Below are 18,073 nucleotides of genomic sequence, written 5' to 3'. Positions count from 1 at the left end.
ACAAACACAAGCTTTTTATGATTTTGAGGGGAATAGAACAATTGGTTAAATCCAAATTGATATAGGCATGAAGGAGCGATATTGATGTTTTTATACTACGGGCCTACAGGAGCTCCAGTAGAAAATCCGGGAGAAAAATTCATGAAAAAGATCTTCTTTCAGGAGGGTGAAGAGTATTGGAAACAAGGTAACGGGGAATCTTCCATTGAGATAGAGGAAGATTGGGAATGCGAGACTCTAGTTTTCTTTTATACTGAGCAGTATGGATTCTTTATCATCAGATATCCAGATTGTTTAGTCCCTTTTCAAAAGGTAGAAAAGATCGAAACGATCGAGCATTTCATAGCAGGATCACCATTGTATGTGCCATCGTGCAGCTATGTCGACCGTCATCAGGCTTATCAAATCGTCCAATACTTTTTGACGACAAAAACGGTACCTGATTTTGTTGATTGGGTTGAGTTGAGGAATATTGATTTTCAGCAAGATATGAAAGTTAAGGGAGCAAGATAAAAGTGTGTACAGATGAAAGAATACATAGGTTAGATGAGAGTATGCATGTACATGTAGGATATTATGAACAAGGTTGTGATTATGAAGGCGTGTTTTTTAAGAGTTTAGAAACAGGAAGATGGTTATTGTTTTTTGATCAAAAAAGTTACGGGTTGAATCTCTTAAAGAGTTATGAGGAATACGATCATTTAGGCTTATTCATTGGGGAATATTCAATTGAAGATGCTCAAATCGAAGAGAAAGGTCAGCAATTATTTGAGTGCTTTTTAAAAGAAAATGGCATAGTGGAATAAATGAATGGATCTTTAACTGACCTTACTTTTCATAAGAATGTACTGATTTTAACTTTCTACCGATAAAATTAGCAGATACAGGTGTTAATTCTTTTTCTCTTGCCCAAACAGAAAGTTGACCGATATGGTGAATTTCGTGGGCAATTATATGATGTAATATTTCATTTTTAGTGTATTCATCTTCATCCCAAGGAACTGTTACTATTCGATCTTGTTTTTCATCTAAATGAAACTTTAAAATTTCAACGATTTCATGTCGTAAAGTCATTGAGAGTGTTTTTACTTTCGCCAGAGTCTTGTAATCATCAAAATCTAATACCACGTCTTCTTTACCCTGAATACCACGAATCCAACTATATTCAACATCAATAATGTGAAAAAGAGTGTATAAAATACTCCCTACTCCACCTATGCAGTCTTTTAACAACTCTTCTGTTGTTAGTTGATGACACCAGTTAACCCATTCGTCTCTAACCTGCCAGTTGTACTCAAAAAACTTAATCATTATGATCACTCCAAAGTTAAATTGTTTGTTTAATTACTGCTATCTCTTAAAGATATTCTTGTTGGATTAAACGACACAATGTACATGATCTGGTGTCAGTTTAGAAACAATCATACTATCAACCTTGTTTTCATAACATGACCCTTGGAAACTGTTACGTTTATAGGGTCTCTTGCAGCAAGTTGTTCTTTTGGGTAAGCGGTAGTTTATCAATGTGTTTTAACAAATTACTAAACGCCTTCCTCATACTTCTAATATCCCGAATGTTTGTTCTTGTATTGATTATACTAAGCTTTCTGACAGGTATCAAATATCAACATTTACTTTTAACAGAGCCTTTTTCTCTTCAAAAAAATTGATTAGCAAGAATACACGAAGCATCATATTTTATTTTTTCGTATTTAAATTTTTTAAGTATTAATGCAGAATACAATACTTATATGCAAATCGCTTTGCCATCATTTCCTGCAGTACTCTAAATAGTGGAGCATAATGAATTGATTTCCTTCATGCCTTAGTTCATGACCAAAACCTTGCCACTGTCCTTGAGGGCTAAGGCGGCAGCTATTATCAAAAGAAATGCAGAGAGACAGTAGCTTAGTGCCGAAATCAAAAACAGACCTCGCGAGGTCTGTTTTTGTTAGAAGTTAGGGAAATCCATTTTCACTTCCCCTTCTCCCGCTTTCGTTTCTCCTTCTCCGCCCGGTAAAACTCATGAAACATCTTCATCAGCGCGCGCTTCTCAATACGTGACACATAGCTCCGCGATATCCCGAGCTCCTTGGCTATTTCCCGCTGCGTTTTTTCTTTCTTTAAATCAAGGCCGAACCTGCCGACGATGACTTCTTTTTCTCGGCCGTCGAGAATGTCGATATACTCTTTTACTTTTTCAAGCTCCATGTTGAGCTGAATGGTATCGATCACATCTTCATTTTCAGATTTTAAGACATCGATTAATGAAATTTCGTTGCCTTCTTTATCCTGACCGATGGGATCATGCAAGGAGACATCTTTTTTCGTTTTTTTGAGCGCGCGTAAATGCATGAGAATTTCATTTTCAATACACCGCGCCGCATACGTTGCCAGCTTTGTTCCTTTTCCAGAGGAATAGCTTTCGATGGCTTTAATGAGTCCGATCGTCCCGATGGAGATGAGGTCTTCAGCGTCTTCCCCGGTATTTTCAAATTTCTTTACAATATGGGCGACGAGCCGAAGGTTATGTTCAATCAGCATGTTTCTTGCATGTTCATCGCCCTGTGCCATGAGGGCTAAGTATTTTTTTTCATCATCTCCCGAAAGGGGCTGTGGAAAGGCATTGTTTTTGACATAGGACACTAAAAACACCAATTCTTTGACCATCAATCCCATCGCTGTAAATACTCCTGCCACGATTTTCACCTCCACCATGTTTAGGCCGCTGCCTATATCCTCAAATGTATGTGAAGGGGGGATTGTCTGTGTCTGTACGATGAAAAAATCATGTTTTTCGAAAAATGTTCGTCTCTTTTTACAGCTCCCCTCATATGTTTGCGGTTTCTTTGCGGTGCTTGGCGGTCAAGAAGCGTGCTAAAATATGTAATATTAGACCGAAAAGGAAGGGGTTTTTTCGGAACATGGGGAAGGTTCTATCTTCACATGTAGGTATGAAAATTAATGAATGGTATCGAATGATACGGCAGTTCAGTGTTCCAGATGCGGAAATCTTGAAAGCGGAAGTTGAAGCGGAAATTGAACAGATGGAAGAGGACCAGCATTTACTGATTTATTATCAGCTCATGTGTTTTCGGCACCAAATCATGCTTGACTATATACACCCTTCAAAATATCAACCTTTCTCAGTATCTAATCTAGTCGATAAAATCGAAAACTCCAATCATGAGTTATCTGATATGCTGCATTATTACCATGCATTTTTTCGTGGCATGCATGAATTTAGTCAAAAAGAATATTTAGAAGCCGTCAAATATTATCGAGTCGCAGAAAAGCAGCTGTCCATGGTATTTGATGATATTGAGCAGGCAGAGTTTCATTTTAAAGTGGCAGAAGCCTACTATATCATGAAACAAACACATGTCTCCATGCACCATATTTTAAAGGCGCTGGAAATATACGATCAGCATGATGCGTATACCATTCGCATCATTCAATGTCTCTTTGTCATCTCAGGAAATTATCAAGATTTAAAACGAAAAGACCGGGCATTGCCTCATTTAAAAAAGGCAAAACAGCTCGCATCTCAAATTGATCACCCGCGCATATACAGTTCAGCGCTCTATAATTTAGGAAAATGTTATGGTGAGCTTGGCTATAGAGAGGAAGCGGAACGATATTTAACGGAATCTGCTGATCTTGCCCGCAAAGAGCTGCTTCCAACGCTTCCGCATACGCTCTATACGCTGGCGAAGCTGCTTTTTAGACAGAATGAACAGGCGGATGCCCTGCGCATATTAGAAGATGGGAAATTGGCTGCAAAGAAGCATGAAGACCAGCTGTTCTGTCATATGTTTGAGTACCTGGATGCTTTATATGTTCAGGAAATCAATGAAGACCAACTGCAAAAAACCATTGATTATTTGGAAAAACTTAGCCTATACTCTTATATAGAGGATATCTCACTAGAAATTGCGACAGCCTTAGAAGCCTCTCAACAATACAAGAAGTCCAACCAGTATTATCAGAAATTATTATGGGCTCAAAATCAAATCCAAGAAGGAGAGTGTCTGTATGAATTCTAAGCAACGTTCGACAGTTGAAGAGAGAAACCAAACGTGAAACAAAGAGCGGGCCAATATGGCCGGCTTTTTTTATTTGAAAAAAAGCGGATATGAGCATGAATTGATGAGAAAGCGGGCAATTTATCGGTAATGATGTTCGGTGGAGGAGGCGGTCGAATGAGAGGGCTGCATATCTTGATGTGTATATGGCTGCTATGTGCTTTTATTCCTAATAAAATAGAGGCACGTACATTAAAACGAGTCGATCTTGAAAAAACGGGACGTGCCTTTTGGGATGTGAGAGCGGAACGGAACAAGATTGCGATCACCTTTGATGATGGACCTCATCCAGTGTATACAAATCAGATATTGGATGTGCTGAAGGAGCATCAAGTGAATGCAAGCTTTTTTGTGATAGGGAGCCGAATTCATACATATCCAATGATCGCAGAACGGATTGTGGACGAGGGGAATGAACTAGGCAATCATACGATGAATCATACGTATTTTGACCTTTTGTCGTCAAAGGAGATCAAGCGGGAATTAAAAGAATCAGCGGCCCATATCGCTTCACTCCAGCCTGGCGGTCCCTTATTATTTCGCCCTCCTGGTGGACGCTTAACAATGAAATCATTCCGCATTCTGTCAAAGCAAGGGTACGATGTGGTCATGTGGTCCTTTACGCAAGATCCGAAGGACTGGTCAAGACCAGGCGCACGTAAAATTGCTAGTCGAATTATTGATCATATTCAAGGCGGCGATATTATCCTTTTACATGATGGCGGGGGAAATCGCAAGCAAACGGTAGAAGCATTGAAACAAGTAATTCCTGAGTTGAAGAAGAGGGGCTATGAATTTGTAAAAGTAAGTGAACTGCTGCACCACGACAAAGCATATATGCCTGTTCAGATGCAATAGGCAGCATTCGTCAAAAACATTCATTCATTGAAACCAAAAGTCTTGTCGTTTACTATATGAAGAGGGCTTTTGGAGGTGAATGTTGTGAAGAAATATGTTTTCCTTTTCATCCTATTATGTGTTGCTGCTGGATGCTCTAAGCCAGTACAAGAAAGCGTCATTGCATTTGGTGACAGCAATACAAGAGGATCAAACTGGGACTTTCGAGATTATCCAACATCTGAAAAATGGGTGAATCTCATGAAAAACGTCGAGCGCGGCCAAATTCAAGTGAAGAATGCAGGCATTGGCGGGCAGACGACTGAAGACGCGAAACTGCGCTTTGAGCAGGATATTTTAAACCAGAAACCAACTTACGTCCTCATCATGTTCGGCACGAATGATGCGGCGATTTTAGACGGGAAACATCCCCGAGTGACGAAAAAACGGTTTAAAGAAAATTTAATCTACTTTGTTTCTGAAAGTAGAAAAGAAGGCATAACCCCGATTCTCATGACCTGTGTGCCTGTTGTAGAAGGCGGGAAAAAGGGCTTGTATTATTACTCTAGATATAAGTCATCTTATTTTGCCGGGAGAGGCGGGGCAAGAGCCTGGCAAAACTCTTATAATGATATCACCAGAGAAGTAGCGAATGATGAGCAGGTGCCGCTTGTCGACAACTGGAAAGCTTTCATCCGAGAAGCTGGAGAAGATAGTGATCATGCCCTGATTCAGTCAGGTTTGATCGACCCTTCTGGCAATCATATGACACCAAAAGGGGCGAGAATTATTTATAACGAAATCAAAGAGCGTGATGTCATCAAACATTTTTAAATGATGGCCATCTGCCTAAACAAGACCATCCATCCAGCATAGTCTAACAGTATATCTTCCTAGAAGGAGGTAACTGATATGTGGGGATGTCCTTATCCTTACCCTGCGTGTTCGCCTTATCCAGCACAAGGAGCAGGAATCGGTTACGCTTTTCTTGTTGTGTTCCTTGTGGTCATTTTAGTCGTAGGCGGAGGGTTATGGTTTTGGAATGAACAGCCTTGCAATTAAGACACCTCTTCTTTCATCAGAAGGGGTGTTTTTTACGGAAAATAGTAGTAAGCCTATAGCGCAAGTGATATAATATCAGTCACCTGAGTTTAAAAAAGGAGAGTGCTCGGGAGGCATGGTTCCTGTGATATGGAATTAAGAGGAAACAGAGAGCATATGCCCGAGCGAACGTCTTTTCATTTCTGTCTCAATTAATTCAATGAAGTCGCGATTTAAGTTCATTTCATTTGCTTTATAATACGATTCTATAAGTAAATCATCTGACAGCTTTTTCATACTAGAAACCCATATGATGGGAAAAACACCTCCCCTGAAAAAGTTGGCATAAAATTTGAGGAAAAGACATATCATCATAGGTTGATCGACTGTCTTTGAAGTACCTTTAATCTACCATGAATGGGAAACAAGAACAATCGTTCTGTTATCCACATGGTTAAGTGGATAACTTGTGGGTAGAGTGTTTATAATTGAATGAAAGCGTGATGGAATATAGGTGGATAATGTGTGTAAAATTATCCACACCTGTTGAAGGTCCTCATCATATGTCGAAAACTTTTTCATTGTATTCGATAGACAGACAAATTGTGATTTGATTCGACACAATCGCTGAAAACCAATGGAAGAAAGGGTGCAAATTGTGCTAAAGAAGTATTTCTTACCGGATGAATTTGTGAAAAGTATTTTCCACATTTCACCGCAAAAATTAAAAGAACGAAATGTAAAAGGAATTATTACCGATCTAGATAACACACTAGTAGAATGGGACCGTCCAAGTGCGACACCGCGCTTAATTGAATGGTTTCAAGAAATGAAAGATCACGGGATACAAGTGACGATTGTATCGAACAATAATGAAAAAAGGGTCAAGCTTTTTTCTGAACCGGTTCATATTCCGTTTATTTATAAAGCGAGAAAGCCTATGGGAAGAGCCTTTAATAAGGCAGTCGCTGATATGCAGTTGAAAAAAGAAGATGTGGTTGTCATTGGAGATCAGCTCATGACAGATGTTCTTGGCGGGAATCGTCATGGCTTCCATACGATTTTGGTCGTTCCTGTTGCTGCCTCGGACGGATTTTTCACAAAGTTTAACAGGCAGATTGAACGCAGAATTTTAGGAGCCTTAAAGCGTAAGGGCCACATTCAGTGGGAGGAAGAGTAATAATGGAAAAGGTTGTTTGTATTGGCTGCGGTGTAGCCATTCAGACGGAAGATAAAGATCAATTAGGATATGCGCCGGCAGCATCTCTATTGAAAGAAGATGTGATCTGTCAGCGCTGTTTTAGGTTAAAGAACTACAATGAGATTCAAGATGTTTCTTTAACAGAAGACGACTTTTTAAATATATTGCACAGCATTGGAGAGACAGATTCTCTCATTGTGAAGGTCGTTGATATTTTTGACTTTAACGGAAGCTGGATCAATGGACTGAGCCGTATTGTCGGCGGTAATCCGATTTTACTTGTCGGCAACAAAGTGGATATTTTACCGAAATCCGTGAAAAAAGATCGTCTGATTCATTGGATGAAACGGGAAGCAAAGGAAAACGGATTAAACCCTATCGATGTTTTCTTGATCAGTGCAAGCAGAGGCCAGGGCGTACCTGAGGTGATGGAAGCGATCGATCATTACCGCGAGGGAAGAAATGTCTATGTCGTCGGCTGTACGAATGTTGGAAAATCAACATTTATCAATCGAATCATCAAAGAAGTATCTGGCGAAGAGAACGTTATTACTACATCCCAATATCCAGGTACTACACTTGATGCGATTGAAATTCCGCTTGATGACGGGTCTGCTTTATTTGATACGCCGGGCATCATCAACCGCCATCAAATGGCGCACTATGTCAGCAAAAATGACTTGAAGATTTTAACGCCGAAAAAAGAATTGAAACCGAGAACGTTCCAATTAAATGAAGCACAAACGCTTTATTTTGGCGGACTGGCTCGATTTGATTACGTAAAAGGCGGCAGAACATCATTTGTCTGCTATATGCCAAATGAGCTGAACATTCACCGTACAAAGCTGGAGAACGCAGATGATTTATATGAAAAACATGCAGGGGAACTGCTGTCACCGCCATCAAAAGAGGGAATGGAAGATTTCCCGCCGCTCGTTCCGCATACCTTTACCATTGATCAGCCAAAAATGGACATCGTCTTTTCAGGTTTAGGCTGGGTCACTGCAAATGATGCGGGCAAGCAAATCAAAGTTTATGCGCCAAAAGGCGTTCATGTGTTTATGAGACGTTCGTTAATTTAAATGTTCAAAGGGGGAGAGACCTTGAAACCTTTATACGGAGTAATCGGTAACCCTGTTGGCCACTCAATGTCTCCGGATATTCATAATGCAGCATTAAAGGATGCTGGAATTGATGGACATTATCATGGCTTTCAAGTAGAAAGTGATGACCTGAAAGATGCGATTAGCGGCATGAAAGCCTTAGGAATCAGCGGCATTAACGTCACTGTTCCTCACAAGGTAGAAATCATGCAGTACCTCGACAAAATTGATGTGACAGCTGAACGCCTCGGTGCCGTCAATACGGTGAGGCTCGAAGGAGATCAGCTCGTTGGGTACAATACAGATGGAGAAGGCTTCCTTCATTCATTGCTTGAAGCCTTGGATCAGCCGCTATCAGAGCTGTCATTTCTCTTGATTGGTGCTGGCGGAGCGGCAAGAGCGATTTATACGACAATTGCTCAGTATGCACCGAAGAGCTTTGATATTACGAACCGCACCATTGAAAAAGCTGAAGCTTTAATTGAAAGTGCAGAGGGGAAAATCACATCTCAAGCAATCACATTAAATGCAGCAGAAGAGCGGCTTGGGGAATATGATGTCATCATCCATACGACCTCGATCGGCATGTATCCGAATGTTGAAGAAACCCCGATTTCTTTAGCGAACGCAAAAAAAACAGCGGTCGTTTGTGATATTGTGTATAATCCAATAGAAACAAAACTGCTCAGTGAAGCAGCAGGTTTAGGCTTGAAAACAGTGGATGGGGTTGGCATGTTTGTTGGACAAGCAGTAAGAGCCTTTGAACTGTGGACAGGCATTACGCCTGACGCCGGAAAAATGAAGTCAATTGTCATAGAGAAATTAGGAGGAACACCATGTTAAAAGGTAAGCAAAAACGTTTTTTACGTGCACAAGCACATCATTTATCACCTATTTTTCAAGTTGGAAAAGGCGGGGTAAATGACAATATGGTCAAGCAAATTTCCGAGGCGCTTGAAGCAAGAGAACTGTTAAAGGTCAGCGTATTGCAAAATTGCGACGAGGACAAAACGGAAGTTGCGAAAGCACTTGTAAAAGGTGCAAAGGCTGAACTCGTTCAAACGATCGGAAATGTGATTGTCCTTTACAAAGAATCTAAGGAAAATAAACAAATTAAGCTGCCGTAAAGGTGGATGCGATATGAAAAAAATAGGGTTGTTCGGCGGTACGTTTGATCCTCCCCATAACGGGCATTTGCTGATGGCAAGTGAGGTGCGGATTCAAGTGGGGCTTGATGAAATTTGGTTTATCCCAAACCATATGCCTCCTCATAAAACTGGACGGAAACGAGCAGATAGTCATCACCGGATAAAAATGGTGGAGGCGGCGATTCAGTCAAATCCATATTTTCGGCTCGAGCTCATTGAAATGGAGCGGGAGGGTCCGTCTTATACGGTAGATACAGTCGATCTGTTAAAGAAGCGTCATCCAGAAGATCAGTTCTTTTTTATGATAGGAGCGGACATGGTCGAGTATTTGCCAAAATGGCATCGGATCGATGATTTGCTTCAAATGATCACCTTTATTGGGATGAAAAGGCCGGGTTACGTTGGAAGTACGGCATATCCTGTTTTATTTGCAGATGTTCCAGCTTTTGATGTATCATCGACATTGATTAGGCAGCGAATAGAGCAGGGGAACCCTGTCGATTATTTGATTCCGAAAGCTGTTGAGCGTTATATAAAGGAGCATCATTTATATGAATCGTGAAGAAGCATTGAACTGTGTCAAAGAGCAGTTAACAGAGCATAGATATACACATACACTCGGAGTCATGGAGACAGCCATTTCATTAGCGGAACGATTCGGTGCAGATATGAAAAAAGCAGAGATCGCCGCTATTTTTCATGATTATGCGAAATTTAGACCAAAAGAAGAAATGAAGGGGATTATCCAAAAAGAACAGATGAACCCTTTATTGCTTGAATATTCGCCCGAGCTTTGGCACGCCCCGGTTGGTGCCTATTTGGTCAAAAAAGAAGCTGGAATTGATGATCAAGATGTTTTAACAGCTATTGAATTTCATACTTCCGGCAGACCAGACATGACCTTACTTGAAAAAGTCATTTATGTCGCAGATTATATTGAACCAGGACGTCATTTCCCTGGTGTCGAAGAAGTAAGGGAGTTAGCAGAACATGATCTAGATCGTGCACTGATCCAATCATTAAAAAACACCATCAGTTTTCTAATGAAAAAGAATCAGCCAGTCTTTCCAGATACGCTTGCTACTTACAACTCGCTTGTGCATAAGAAGAACTAAGGAGGAATTTTGGATGGATTCATCATCAATTTTAAACGTCGCAGCAGGAGCATGCGATGATAAACGGGCTGAGGATATTATTGCCCTTAATATGCAAGGAATCTCACTTGTTGCAGATTATTTTCTCATTTGTCACGGGAATTCTGATAAACAAGTGCAAGCCATTGCAAGAGAAGTAAAACATCTTGCAGAGGAAAGCGGAATCGAAGTGAAGAAGATGGAAGGCTTTGATGAAGCAAGATGGGTATTGATTGACCTAGGTGATGTCATTGCCCATGTGTTCCACAAAGAAGAAAGAGGATACTACAATCTAGAAAAGCTATGGGGAGATGCGCCGAGAGAAACGCTTTCACTTGGCATTAACTCATGATTTATCAAGGGTTTGCAGGTGTGTATGACGAGCTCATGACACATGCACCTTATGATGAATGGGTTCAGTGGATCCAGCAGTATATGAAGCCGAATGCTGCCATCATCGATGTAGGCTGTGGAACTGGAGAGATTTCTCTTCGGTTAGCTGAAAAGGGCCACAAGGTCACAGGAATTGACCTCAGTGAAGAAATGCTGGCCTTCGCGCAGCAAAAAGCGCAGGCGAAAAAGCAGTCGATTCAATTTTTACATCAAGATATGAGAGAGGTTACGGGCTTTGAGCAAGCCTTCCAGGCAGCTGTTATTTGCTGTGATTCCTTGAATTACTTAAAAAACGAAAATGACGTCAAAAAAACCTTTAAAAACATGTTTCAGCTTTTAGAGGCAGATGGGGTTTTACTTTTTGATGTTCATACGCCTTATAAAATGGAAGAGGTATTCCCGGGTTCGACTTATGCAGATCAAGATGAAGAGATCAGCTATATTTGGCAGAGTGATAAAGGGGATGACATGTATTCGGTCATTCATGATTTAAGCTTTTTTGTAAAAGACGGAGACATGTATCAGCGTTATGATGAGACACATGAACAGCGCACATTTCCATTTGAAACATATGCAGCGTTCCTTGAGTCCGCTGGCTTTGAACAAATAGAAGTGACTGCTGATTTTACAAATGAAGCCCCCGGTGAATTCGCCGAAAGGTATTTCATCTCAGCTAAGAAACCAAAAACCATCGTTTAATAGAACGATGGTTTTTTAAAACCCTTTTTTCGCTTGTTGCAAAGGTGATTAATTTCTGCGATCATCAGTGAACACGCTTGGCGGATATTGAAGCGCAACCGCCTCTAGATCTTCATCGAATTTTTCATGGGTGTTTTGAAAGAGACGGTGAAACATATCTTGCACACCTGCTTCAAGTGCTTTAATGCCTTCACCAGTGACGCCGCCTTTCACACATACTTTGTCTTGCAGTGTCGGAAGGGTATAGACTCTTTTTTCAATCAAACGGCCAAGACCAACAAGCATATCCTCTGATAAGGTGGTGGCTTCTTCTTTAGAAATATCCGTTTCTTCTACGGCTGCTTCAATCATTTTCTGAACGAGAAAACTGATAAAAGCAGGTCCGCAGCTGACAATATCGGAAGCCGCTCTTGTAATTGAATGATGGATCTCGATAGGTGTTGAAATGCACGAAGCTAACTGTCTTAACGCAGTTTTCGTCGCGGCATTGCATGATGAACCAAAAGTTAAAAGTGATGCGCCTGATAAAGCGCGGTTTGTAATGCTTGGAATCAGCCTGGCTGTTTGACAAGGAACGATATCCTGAAGCTGTTCAGGATGAACCGGACTTGTAATGATGACAATGGTTTGCTGCTCCGTTAAAAGAGGGCTCAGCTCTTTTAAAAGTGGATAAATATCAAGTGGTTTGACACAAACAAAAATGAAATCTTTATTCGTGACAGCCCCTGAAAGCTGTTTCGTTACTTCAAGCTCTGGATGGTTCTTTTTTATATTGAACGCTTTTTCAATGGTTCGGTTTGTAATAGTAATCGATGAGGGATTGACTGCCTTTGATTCAATAAATGCCTCAGTAAGTATGGTACCCATGTTTCCTGTACCGATTAACCCTATATTCAAACGTTCTCCCTCCTTAGACGCATTGGATCTGTTATCTTCTAAACAGTATGTTGAGCAGTAGAAAAATATGATTGAAAGAAGCGTGAGTAAGTGAAACGACTCATTTCATTAAAAAAATACAGTCTTTATATCGCCGCTGGACTCATAGTCGTGATCATCTTCAGTTTCTTCTTTTTTACTGGAAAAGGAGAGGGCAACAGAGAGCCAAGTGTATCGAAGGAAAATAAAGACATACAAGTCACATTAGAAGACAAACAAGAAAAGACAGAAAAAGAGCCATCGACGATTTTTGTAGAGGTCAAAGGAGCTGTAAGGAAGCCAGGTGTTTATACGTTTCAATCTGATGCTCGGGTAGAGGAAGCGATTCAAAGGGCAGGAGGCTTTACCAGCAAAGCAGACTCGATTGAAATCAACCAAGCAGCTAAATTAGAGGATAGTATGATGATTTATGTTCGGAAGCAGGGGGAAGCGGAAAGAGAGACGCAAACAGCATCAGCTGACGCATCAACGGGCGTTGAAAAGAGTGAAGGTGTGAATGTCAATCAGGCCGATGCAGCCGAATTGCAAACCATTAACGGCATAGGACCAGCTAAAGCCGAAGCTATCATTATGTATAGAGAGGAACACGGAGAATTTCAACAAATTGAAGACTTGCGGAACATTTCAGGTTTTGGGGAAAAGACGATTGAACGGCTGAAAAGTCAATTGACCGTGAAGTAGAATTGACGTTAGAGAAGAAAGGCATGTACACTTAATATCAACCATCATTCTGGAGGGATCAGCTCGTGGAAAGAATTTCATGGAATCAATATTTTATGGCACAAAGCCATTTGCTTGCTTTACGAAGCACCTGTGAGCGGTTAGCTGTTGGGGCGACCATCGTAAGGGACAAGCGCATCATTGCAGGGGGGTATAATGGCTCCATTGCCGGTGATGTTCATTGTGCGGATGTAGGGTGCTATGTCATTGATCATCACTGTGTTCGCACCATCCATGCGGAAATGAATGCTATTTTACAATGTGCCAAATTTGGTGCACCTACAGCTGATGCTGAAATATATGTCACACATTTTCCTTGTTTACAGTGCTGTAAAGCCATCATTCAAGCGGGCATACGAACAGTGTACTATGCAAAGGATTATAAAAATCATCCATATGCGATTGATTTATTCGAGCAGGCGGGTGTTCAAATAGAGCAAGTTGAATTAGATGAAATGATCATCGACTTAAAAAATCAAGAAAAATTGGCCTTTGTTGCAGATTTAATTGGGAAGCTGAGTGAATCAGGACTTAGCGAAACAGAAATTCGCGATATGCATGAGAAGGCGAATCAATTATTTACTTCCTATGTTTAAATATTTGCCGTTTGGGGCAATTTCAGCAGCTGTTGGAATTGCTCTGGCTGCATATCATCTTCATATGTATTTCCTTCTCTTTCTTCTCATCATATTACTTCTCAGCCTACTGAAAAAAATGCCTCAGCTCTTTTTAATGGTCAGCCTATGCGGGGCTGTCTATATACTCATTTTTATGATTCATGAGTCTCTTGAAACGGATCAACCCGTACTAGAAAAATTCCTATCTGGTTCCGTTGTGATTGAAAGTATTCCGAAAACAGATGGCAATCGTTTTTCAGCGACTGTTTCAACAGACCATGAACAACTAGCCACTTTTTATACAATTCAAACAGAGCATGAAAAAGAGGCATTAAAAGAGGTAGAACCTGGTATGAGCTGTCACATGACAGGTGATGTTCGTCCAGCAAAGCACGCAACCATTCCTAACGGGTTTCAATACGATCAATTTTTAAAATGAAAAGGCATTGACGCCATTTTTCTGCCACAGTCGATCAAAAACTGTACAAAAAAAGACGGGTCTTCCTATTTTCTTCAAGTGATAAGGCAAAAGGGTTTGAAATTTTTAGAAGATCATGTGCCTAAACACTCTGTTGGCATTGTACAGGCACTAATTTTTGGCGATCGTGAGTTGATAGAACCTGACACATTAAGAGATTATCAAATGCTCGGCATTATTCATTTACTAGCGATCTCAGGATTGCATGTGCAAACGCTCCTTGCATGTTTATTTTGGTGTCTCCTTCGTGCAGGCGTGACAAGAGAGACAGCACGTATTCTTCTATTATGCTTTCTTCCTATTTATGTTTGTTTGACAGGTGCTGCACCATCTGTTTTAAGAGCTTGCCTCATGGCAGGAATTTATTTAGTGATGACTAGTCTGCCAAAAGAAATGAAACAGCCTTCTGCTGTGGTATTAAGTGCAACGTTTTTACTCTTATTAGCGGTTCATCCTCTTTATTTATTTGATATCGGATTTCAGCTTTCATTCGCGGTCACGTTTTTTATTTTGTTATCGACTAGGATTTTATCAAAAGCAAAAAGTTCAGTCATGCAATTATTCCTGATTTCCTTTATTGCACAGCTTGCTTCACTTCCTGTTCTTTTATATCATTTTCATCAATTCTCTTTACTGAGCGTACCTTTGAACATGATATTTGTTCCTTTATATACGACGGTCGTTATGCCGCTGTCCTTACTCTTTTTTATTCTCACTATCATTTATCTTCCGCTTGGACAAACATTGTTTCAGCTGCTTGATTCGGTGATTCAGCTTAGTCATCAATTGTCAGCCAATATGGCTGTTTTTGATGAATTCAACTTGATTTTTATGAAGTCTGCTTGGTGGCATATTCTGCTTGAGGTGAGCGCCTTAATTGTTCTGTTATTTGTGATGGAGAGCAAAACTTCTGTGAAATCCTATGCACTGCCGATCCTTTTTCTTATTGGTGTCTTGAGTGCACACTATTTCACCCCGAATTTTTTCGAAAAAGGGGAAGTGACGATGCTGGATGTAGGACAGGGGGATAGTTTGTTTATTCAGCTGCCCTATCGAAAGGGGCACCTGCTTGTGGATACAGGAGGCAGACTTTCTTTTGAAGAAGAACCGTGGAAAAAAAGACGTAAGGTGTCTACGATCGGTGATCAAACGCTGATCCCGTTTCTGCATTCTAAAGGAATAGCAAAACTTGATGTTCTTATTCTTACACATGCGGATCAAGACCATATGGGAGAAGCAGCTCGTTTAATCAAACGAAATAAAGTAAAGCGGCTGGCTATTCCAAAAGGCTTTGCACGGAGTGCAGAGGATGCGGAGCTGTTAAAAGAAGCAGCTGATCAAGGGATTATGATTGATGAATTAGAGAGAGGAGATCAGCTTCAGATTGGAGAGCAAATATTTCAGGTCCTTCATCCATCGCGTGATCGGGTTACAACTAAGAATAATGATTCACTCGTTTTGACATTTACTCTAGGCGGGAAGCGGTTTCTGCTCACTGGAGATCTTGAACAAGAAGGGGAGCGAGACATGATAGAAGCCTTTCCTCATCTGCGGGCAGATATCTTAAAGGTTGGACATCACGGGAGTAAAGGGTCAACAAGCGAAGAATGGCTTCAGCATCTCAAGCCCTCACATGCACTCATTTCAGCAGGTGAACGCAATCGTTATCAGCATCCACATCAGGAAGTATTGAAAAAATTAAAGGATCAACAAATGAAAGTGTATCGGACAGATATCGATGGGAGCGTGACGTATGAATTTCTCGATGAGCAAGGAACGTTTTACACTCATCCTCCATATGATATCTTACAAAATCAATAAAAAAACTGCCGAAACGGCAGTTCATGTAACCTTCATGAAGTTAAGATCCAACGAGGTGTATAATGGTTGCCAAAATAAACATTGAGGCGAAAAATCCGAATGTGACGATAAAACCAACGGCTGAGTCGGTCACATCATTCCGCTTGCTTTGAACATTTTTTTCAAATTCATTCATTTTCATCCCTCCTGGCTAATTTTAGTATACTTGAACTCATTTGGAATTGCTAGAAGGTAAAGTAACCGTTTTCCATTTTATGATCATTTTATGAATATCGTCTGACAGCAGGCTGACCCGGGAGCTTGCGCCGGACGTTTACTATAAATGAGGAGGCGGCACTTTCAGCTTCCTCTTTACTAATGTCTTCACACACTTTAGGATAGAGGAGGAAGTGAAAGAGAGGGAGTCAATTGATGGTCTTTGATGTATGGAACAATTTAAAACGAGGGGATATCCATCCCGTTTATTGCTTATATGGGAAAGAAACATATTTACTGCAAGAAACCGCTGCTAAATTGAGACAAGCTGTAGTAGAGGAAGAAACGAAGGATTTTAATTACTCCGTCTTCGATATGGAAGAAGTGCCGCTTGAACAGGCTGTGACGGATGCAGAAACATTTCCGTTTATGGGAGAAAGACGTCTCGTCGTGATCAAGAATCCTTATTTTCTTACTGCTGAAAAGAAAAAGGAAAAGATTGAGCATGAGCTTTCTGTATTAGAAGCTTATTTAGAAAAGCCAGCGCCCTATACCATTCTCGTGTTATTGGCACCATATGAAAAGCTGGATGAGCGTAAAAAAATCACCAAATTGCTAAAAAAGAAAGCTGCTGTCGTTGAGGCGAAAGAGTTAAACCCAAAAGAAACAACTGATTTCACCATCACACTGGTGAAGACAGAAGGAAAGACGATTACATCTGAAGCGGCTGAGCAGCTTGTGATGCTATGCGGCGGAAGTCTCTCCTCTCTATTCCAAGAGGTTCGAAAGCTAAGTACATATATTGGAGAGCGGGAAGAAATTGAGTTAGCAGATGTCAATCAGCTCGTTGCAAGAAGCTTAGAGCAAAATATTTTCGAGCTGATTAATCAAATCGTAAACAGGCGCCGCTCTGAGGCCATGCAGATGTTTTATGACCTGCTGAAGCAAAATGAGGAACCCATTAAAATATTAGCACTCATTTCAACTCAATTTCGATTGATTTTGCAGACGAAGTACTTCGCTCAGCAAGGCTATGGACAAAAACAAATTGCTTCAAATCTAAAAGTCCATCCGTTTCGGGTCAAACTTGCGATGGATCAGGCAAGACTGTTTTCAGAAGAAGAGCTCAAGCAGATCGTCAAAGAGCTTTCAACGATTGATTATGAAATGAAAACCGGTAAAAAGGACAAGCAGCTGCTGTTAGAATTGTTCCTGCTTCGTTTGTTAGGCGCTTGAACATAAAAAAACGACCTTCTAAAAAGAGGGTCGTTTTTGTTTAGATGTATAATTGCCAGTCTGTCCTTAAGGCTCGGCCGGTCAGGACGGACGTACAGTTAAACAGGTGCCTCATCACTGAGGCGTTGCAAGCATTATGCAGAAAGTCCGTTTACTTGTTTAGCAAGTCTTGATTTGTAACGCGCAGCTGCGTTTTTGTGTACAAGACCAGTTTTAACGGCTTTGTCAATGCGTTTTGCAGCAGAAGCAAGAGCAGCTTTTGCTTGCTCAGCATCGTTGTTAGCTACAGAAACTTCAACTTGTTTAATCGCAGTACGCATCGCAGACTTGATTGTTACGTTATGTGCACGGCGTTCGTTATTCGTTTTTGTACGTTTGATCGCTGATTTAATATTTGGCATGTGTTTCACCTCCTAAGATACAACCTAAA

23 protein-coding genes and 1 pseudogene are annotated in these 18,073 nt (G+C 40.8%); 18 read left to right on the top strand and 6 right to left on the bottom strand.

Annotated elements, in window-relative coordinates; genetic code table 11:
• Positions 1–84 precede the first annotated feature (84 nt).
• Both AAYR28_RS11920 and AAYR28_RS11915 read left to right on the top strand, forming a co-directional pair.
• Positions 85–513 carry a hypothetical protein gene (locus AAYR28_RS11920; RefSeq protein WP_120208243.1) on the top strand — a complete coding sequence of 143 codons (429 nt, stop codon included), beginning with the start codon at positions 85–87 and terminating at the stop codon, positions 511–513.
• Positions 514–515: 2 nt separating this feature from the next.
• Positions 516–806, top strand: a complete 291-nt coding sequence (locus tag AAYR28_RS11915) for a DUF3986 family protein (protein ID WP_259455942.1) — start codon at positions 516–518, stop codon at positions 804–806.
• 22 nt (positions 807–828) lie between these two features.
• Here AAYR28_RS11915 and AAYR28_RS11910 read toward each other — a convergent pair whose 3' ends face one another.
• Entirely contained in the window at positions 829–1,311 is a 483-nt protein-coding gene (locus AAYR28_RS11910; RefSeq protein ID WP_120208242.1) for a DinB family protein, read from the bottom strand.
• 663 nt (positions 1,312–1,974) lie between these two features.
• Positions 1,975–2,703, bottom strand: coding sequence for an RNA polymerase sporulation sigma factor SigK (sigK, locus tag AAYR28_RS11905; protein WP_034738387.1), 729 nt, complete (start codon positions 2,701–2,703; stop codon positions 1,975–1,977).
• 221 nt (positions 2,704–2,924) lie between these two features.
• On the opposite strand from sigK, the gene AAYR28_RS11900 reads away from it, so the two are divergent.
• The 4 genes from AAYR28_RS11900 to AAYR28_RS11885 all read left to right on the top strand — a co-directional run bounded on the left by AAYR28_RS11900 (position 2,925) and on the right by AAYR28_RS11885 (position 5,984).
• Positions 2,925–4,046, top strand: a complete 1,122-nt coding sequence (locus AAYR28_RS11900) for a tetratricopeptide repeat protein (protein ID WP_024427938.1) — start codon at positions 2,925–2,927, stop codon at positions 4,044–4,046.
• A gap of 156 nt (positions 4,047–4,202) precedes the next feature.
• Positions 4,203–4,943, top strand: a complete 741-nt coding sequence (locus AAYR28_RS11895) for a polysaccharide deacetylase family protein (protein ID WP_120208240.1) — start codon at positions 4,203–4,205, stop codon at positions 4,941–4,943.
• 84 nt (positions 4,944–5,027) lie between these two features.
• Positions 5,028–5,756 (top strand): SGNH/GDSL hydrolase family protein, encoded by a 729-nt coding sequence (locus tag AAYR28_RS11890; RefSeq protein WP_259455941.1) that lies wholly within the window; start codon positions 5,028–5,030, stop codon positions 5,754–5,756.
• A gap of 78 nt (positions 5,757–5,834) precedes the next feature.
• Complete coding sequence (locus AAYR28_RS11885) at positions 5,835–5,984, top strand: hypothetical protein (protein ID WP_162842499.1); 150 nt, start codon at positions 5,835–5,837, stop codon at positions 5,982–5,984.
• A 135-nt stretch (positions 5,985–6,119) separates the two neighbouring features.
• On the opposite strand, the gene AAYR28_RS11880 is transcribed toward AAYR28_RS11885, so the two are convergent.
• Positions 6,120–6,260: a sporulation histidine kinase inhibitor Sda gene (locus AAYR28_RS11880; protein ID WP_003217327.1), complete on the bottom strand. Its 141-nt coding sequence runs from the start codon at positions 6,258–6,260 to the stop codon at positions 6,120–6,122.
• Positions 6,261–6,621: 361 nt separating this feature from the next.
• Between AAYR28_RS11880 and AAYR28_RS11875 the strand changes: the two genes are divergently transcribed.
• From AAYR28_RS11875 to AAYR28_RS11840, 8 genes are read left to right on the top strand one after another with little or no spacing between them, the layout of a single operon-like run.
• Positions 6,622–7,143 carry a YqeG family HAD IIIA-type phosphatase gene (locus AAYR28_RS11875; protein ID WP_008356191.1) on the top strand — a complete coding sequence of 174 codons (522 nt, stop codon included), beginning with the start codon at positions 6,622–6,624 and terminating at the stop codon, positions 7,141–7,143.
• A gap of 2 nt (positions 7,144–7,145) precedes the next feature.
• On the top strand, positions 7,146–8,246 hold the full coding sequence (yqeH, locus tag AAYR28_RS11870; protein ID WP_034661381.1) for a ribosome biogenesis GTPase YqeH: 1,101 nt from the start codon (positions 7,146–7,148) through the stop codon (positions 8,244–8,246).
• Positions 8,247–8,267: 21 nt separating this feature from the next.
• Complete coding sequence (gene aroE, locus AAYR28_RS11865) at positions 8,268–9,110, top strand: shikimate dehydrogenase (RefSeq protein ID WP_061109378.1); 843 nt, start codon at positions 8,268–8,270, stop codon at positions 9,108–9,110.
• Complete coding sequence (gene yhbY / locus AAYR28_RS11860; protein WP_008342507.1) at positions 9,104–9,394, top strand: ribosome assembly RNA-binding protein YhbY; 291 nt, start codon at positions 9,104–9,106, stop codon at positions 9,392–9,394. The genes aroE and yhbY overlap by 7 nt, the downstream gene beginning before the upstream one ends.
• A 13-nt stretch (positions 9,395–9,407) precedes the next feature.
• Positions 9,408–9,977, top strand: coding sequence for a nicotinate-nucleotide adenylyltransferase (locus tag AAYR28_RS11855; protein WP_098676957.1), 570 nt, complete (start codon positions 9,408–9,410; stop codon positions 9,975–9,977).
• Complete coding sequence (gene yqeK, locus AAYR28_RS11850) at positions 9,967–10,530, top strand: bis(5'-nucleosyl)-tetraphosphatase (symmetrical) YqeK (RefSeq protein WP_120208236.1); 564 nt, start codon at positions 9,967–9,969, stop codon at positions 10,528–10,530. The genes AAYR28_RS11855 and yqeK overlap by 11 nt, the downstream gene beginning before the upstream one ends.
• Positions 10,531–10,543: 13 nt before the next feature.
• A complete protein-coding gene (rsfS, locus tag AAYR28_RS11845; protein WP_003217467.1) occupies positions 10,544–10,900 on the top strand; it encodes a ribosome silencing factor in 357 nt (118 codons plus the stop codon).
• Positions 10,897–11,640 (top strand): class I SAM-dependent DNA methyltransferase, encoded by a 744-nt coding sequence (locus AAYR28_RS11840; protein WP_041106941.1) that lies wholly within the window; start codon positions 10,897–10,899, stop codon positions 11,638–11,640. Before rsfS ends, AAYR28_RS11840 begins: the two co-directional genes overlap by 4 nt.
• A gap of 48 nt (positions 11,641–11,688) precedes the next feature.
• On the opposite strand, the gene comER is transcribed toward AAYR28_RS11840, so the two are convergent.
• A complete protein-coding gene (comER, locus tag AAYR28_RS11835; RefSeq protein ID WP_070326486.1) occupies positions 11,689–12,537 on the bottom strand; it encodes a late competence protein ComER in 849 nt (282 codons plus the stop codon).
• Positions 12,538–12,627: 90 nt separating this feature from the next.
• On the opposite strand from comER, the gene AAYR28_RS11830 reads away from it, so the two are divergent.
• The 3 genes and pseudogenes from AAYR28_RS11830 (at position 12,628) to AAYR28_RS11820 (ending at position 16,212) form a co-directional block, all read left to right on the top strand.
• On the top strand, positions 12,628–13,257 hold the full coding sequence (locus AAYR28_RS11830; protein WP_111926441.1) for a helix-hairpin-helix domain-containing protein: 630 nt from the start codon (positions 12,628–12,630) through the stop codon (positions 13,255–13,257).
• Between the two features lie 65 nt (positions 13,258–13,322).
• Complete coding sequence (locus AAYR28_RS11825) at positions 13,323–13,892, top strand: ComE operon protein 2 (protein WP_120208234.1); 570 nt, start codon at positions 13,323–13,325, stop codon at positions 13,890–13,892.
• Positions 13,885–16,212, top strand: a pseudogene (locus AAYR28_RS11820) (DNA internalization-related competence protein ComEC/Rec2). Before AAYR28_RS11825 ends, AAYR28_RS11820 begins: the two are co-directional and overlap by 8 nt.
• 40 nt (positions 16,213–16,252) lie before the next feature.
• Here AAYR28_RS11820 and AAYR28_RS11815 read toward each other — a convergent pair.
• Positions 16,253–16,387, bottom strand: a complete 135-nt coding sequence (locus tag AAYR28_RS11815; protein ID WP_012010638.1) for a YqzM family protein — start codon at positions 16,385–16,387, stop codon at positions 16,253–16,255.
• A gap of 236 nt (positions 16,388–16,623) precedes the next feature.
• On the opposite strand from AAYR28_RS11815, the gene holA reads away from it, so the two are divergent.
• Entirely contained in the window at positions 16,624–17,643 is a 1,020-nt protein-coding gene (gene holA / locus AAYR28_RS11810; RefSeq protein WP_034280095.1) for a DNA polymerase III subunit delta, read from the top strand.
• A 134-nt stretch (positions 17,644–17,777) separates the two neighbouring features.
• On the opposite strand, the gene rpsT is transcribed toward holA, so the two are convergent.
• On the bottom strand, positions 17,778–18,044 hold the full coding sequence (rpsT, locus tag AAYR28_RS11805; protein ID WP_024423042.1) for a 30S ribosomal protein S20: 267 nt from the start codon (positions 18,042–18,044) through the stop codon (positions 17,778–17,780).
• Positions 18,045–18,073 lie beyond the last annotated feature (29 nt).

The organism is Bacillus safensis, assembly GCF_039619585.1.
In the GTDB taxonomy this organism is placed as follows: Bacteria; Bacillota; Bacilli; order Bacillales; family Bacillaceae; genus Bacillus; species Bacillus safensis.
This window is presented reverse-complemented; position numbering and strand designations above follow the sequence as displayed.

What these genes read in the sequence shown, in the direction of transcription:
- AAYR28_RS11920 (WP_120208243.1), top strand. Translation starts at nt 85, where the DNA reads ATGTTTTTATACTACGGGCCTACAGGAGCTCCAGTAGAAAATCCGGGA.
- AAYR28_RS11910 (WP_120208242.1), bottom strand. Translation starts at nt 1,311, where the DNA reads ATGATTAAGTTTTTTGAGTACAACTGGCAGGTTAGAGACGAATGGGTT.
- AAYR28_RS11900 (WP_024427938.1), top strand. Translation starts at nt 2,925, where the DNA reads ATGGGGAAGGTTCTATCTTCACATGTAGGTATGAAAATTAATGAATGG.
- AAYR28_RS11895 (WP_120208240.1), top strand. Translation starts at nt 4,203, where the DNA reads ATGAGAGGGCTGCATATCTTGATGTGTATATGGCTGCTATGTGCTTTT.
- AAYR28_RS11885 (WP_162842499.1), top strand. Translation starts at nt 5,835, where the DNA reads ATGTGGGGATGTCCTTATCCTTACCCTGCGTGTTCGCCTTATCCAGCA.
- AAYR28_RS11880 (WP_003217327.1), bottom strand. Translation starts at nt 6,260, where the DNA reads ATGAAAAAGCTGTCAGATGATTTACTTATAGAATCGTATTATAAAGCA.
- yqeH (WP_034661381.1), top strand. Translation starts at nt 7,146, where the DNA reads ATGGAAAAGGTTGTTTGTATTGGCTGCGGTGTAGCCATTCAGACGGAA.
- yhbY (WP_008342507.1), top strand. Translation starts at nt 9,104, where the DNA reads ATGTTAAAAGGTAAGCAAAAACGTTTTTTACGTGCACAAGCACATCAT.
- AAYR28_RS11855 (WP_098676957.1), top strand. Translation starts at nt 9,408, where the DNA reads ATGAAAAAAATAGGGTTGTTCGGCGGTACGTTTGATCCTCCCCATAAC.
- yqeK (WP_120208236.1), top strand. Translation starts at nt 9,967, where the DNA reads ATGAATCGTGAAGAAGCATTGAACTGTGTCAAAGAGCAGTTAACAGAG.
- rsfS (WP_003217467.1), top strand. Translation starts at nt 10,544, where the DNA reads ATGGATTCATCATCAATTTTAAACGTCGCAGCAGGAGCATGCGATGAT.
- AAYR28_RS11840 (WP_041106941.1), top strand. Translation starts at nt 10,897, where the DNA reads ATGATTTATCAAGGGTTTGCAGGTGTGTATGACGAGCTCATGACACAT.
- AAYR28_RS11815 (WP_012010638.1), bottom strand. Translation starts at nt 16,387, where the DNA reads ATGAATGAATTTGAAAAAAATGTTCAAAGCAAGCGGAATGATGTGACC.
- holA (WP_034280095.1), top strand. Translation starts at nt 16,624, where the DNA reads ATGGTCTTTGATGTATGGAACAATTTAAAACGAGGGGATATCCATCCC.
- rpsT (WP_024423042.1), bottom strand. Translation starts at nt 18,044, where the DNA reads ATGCCAAATATTAAATCAGCGATCAAACGTACAAAAACGAATAACGAA.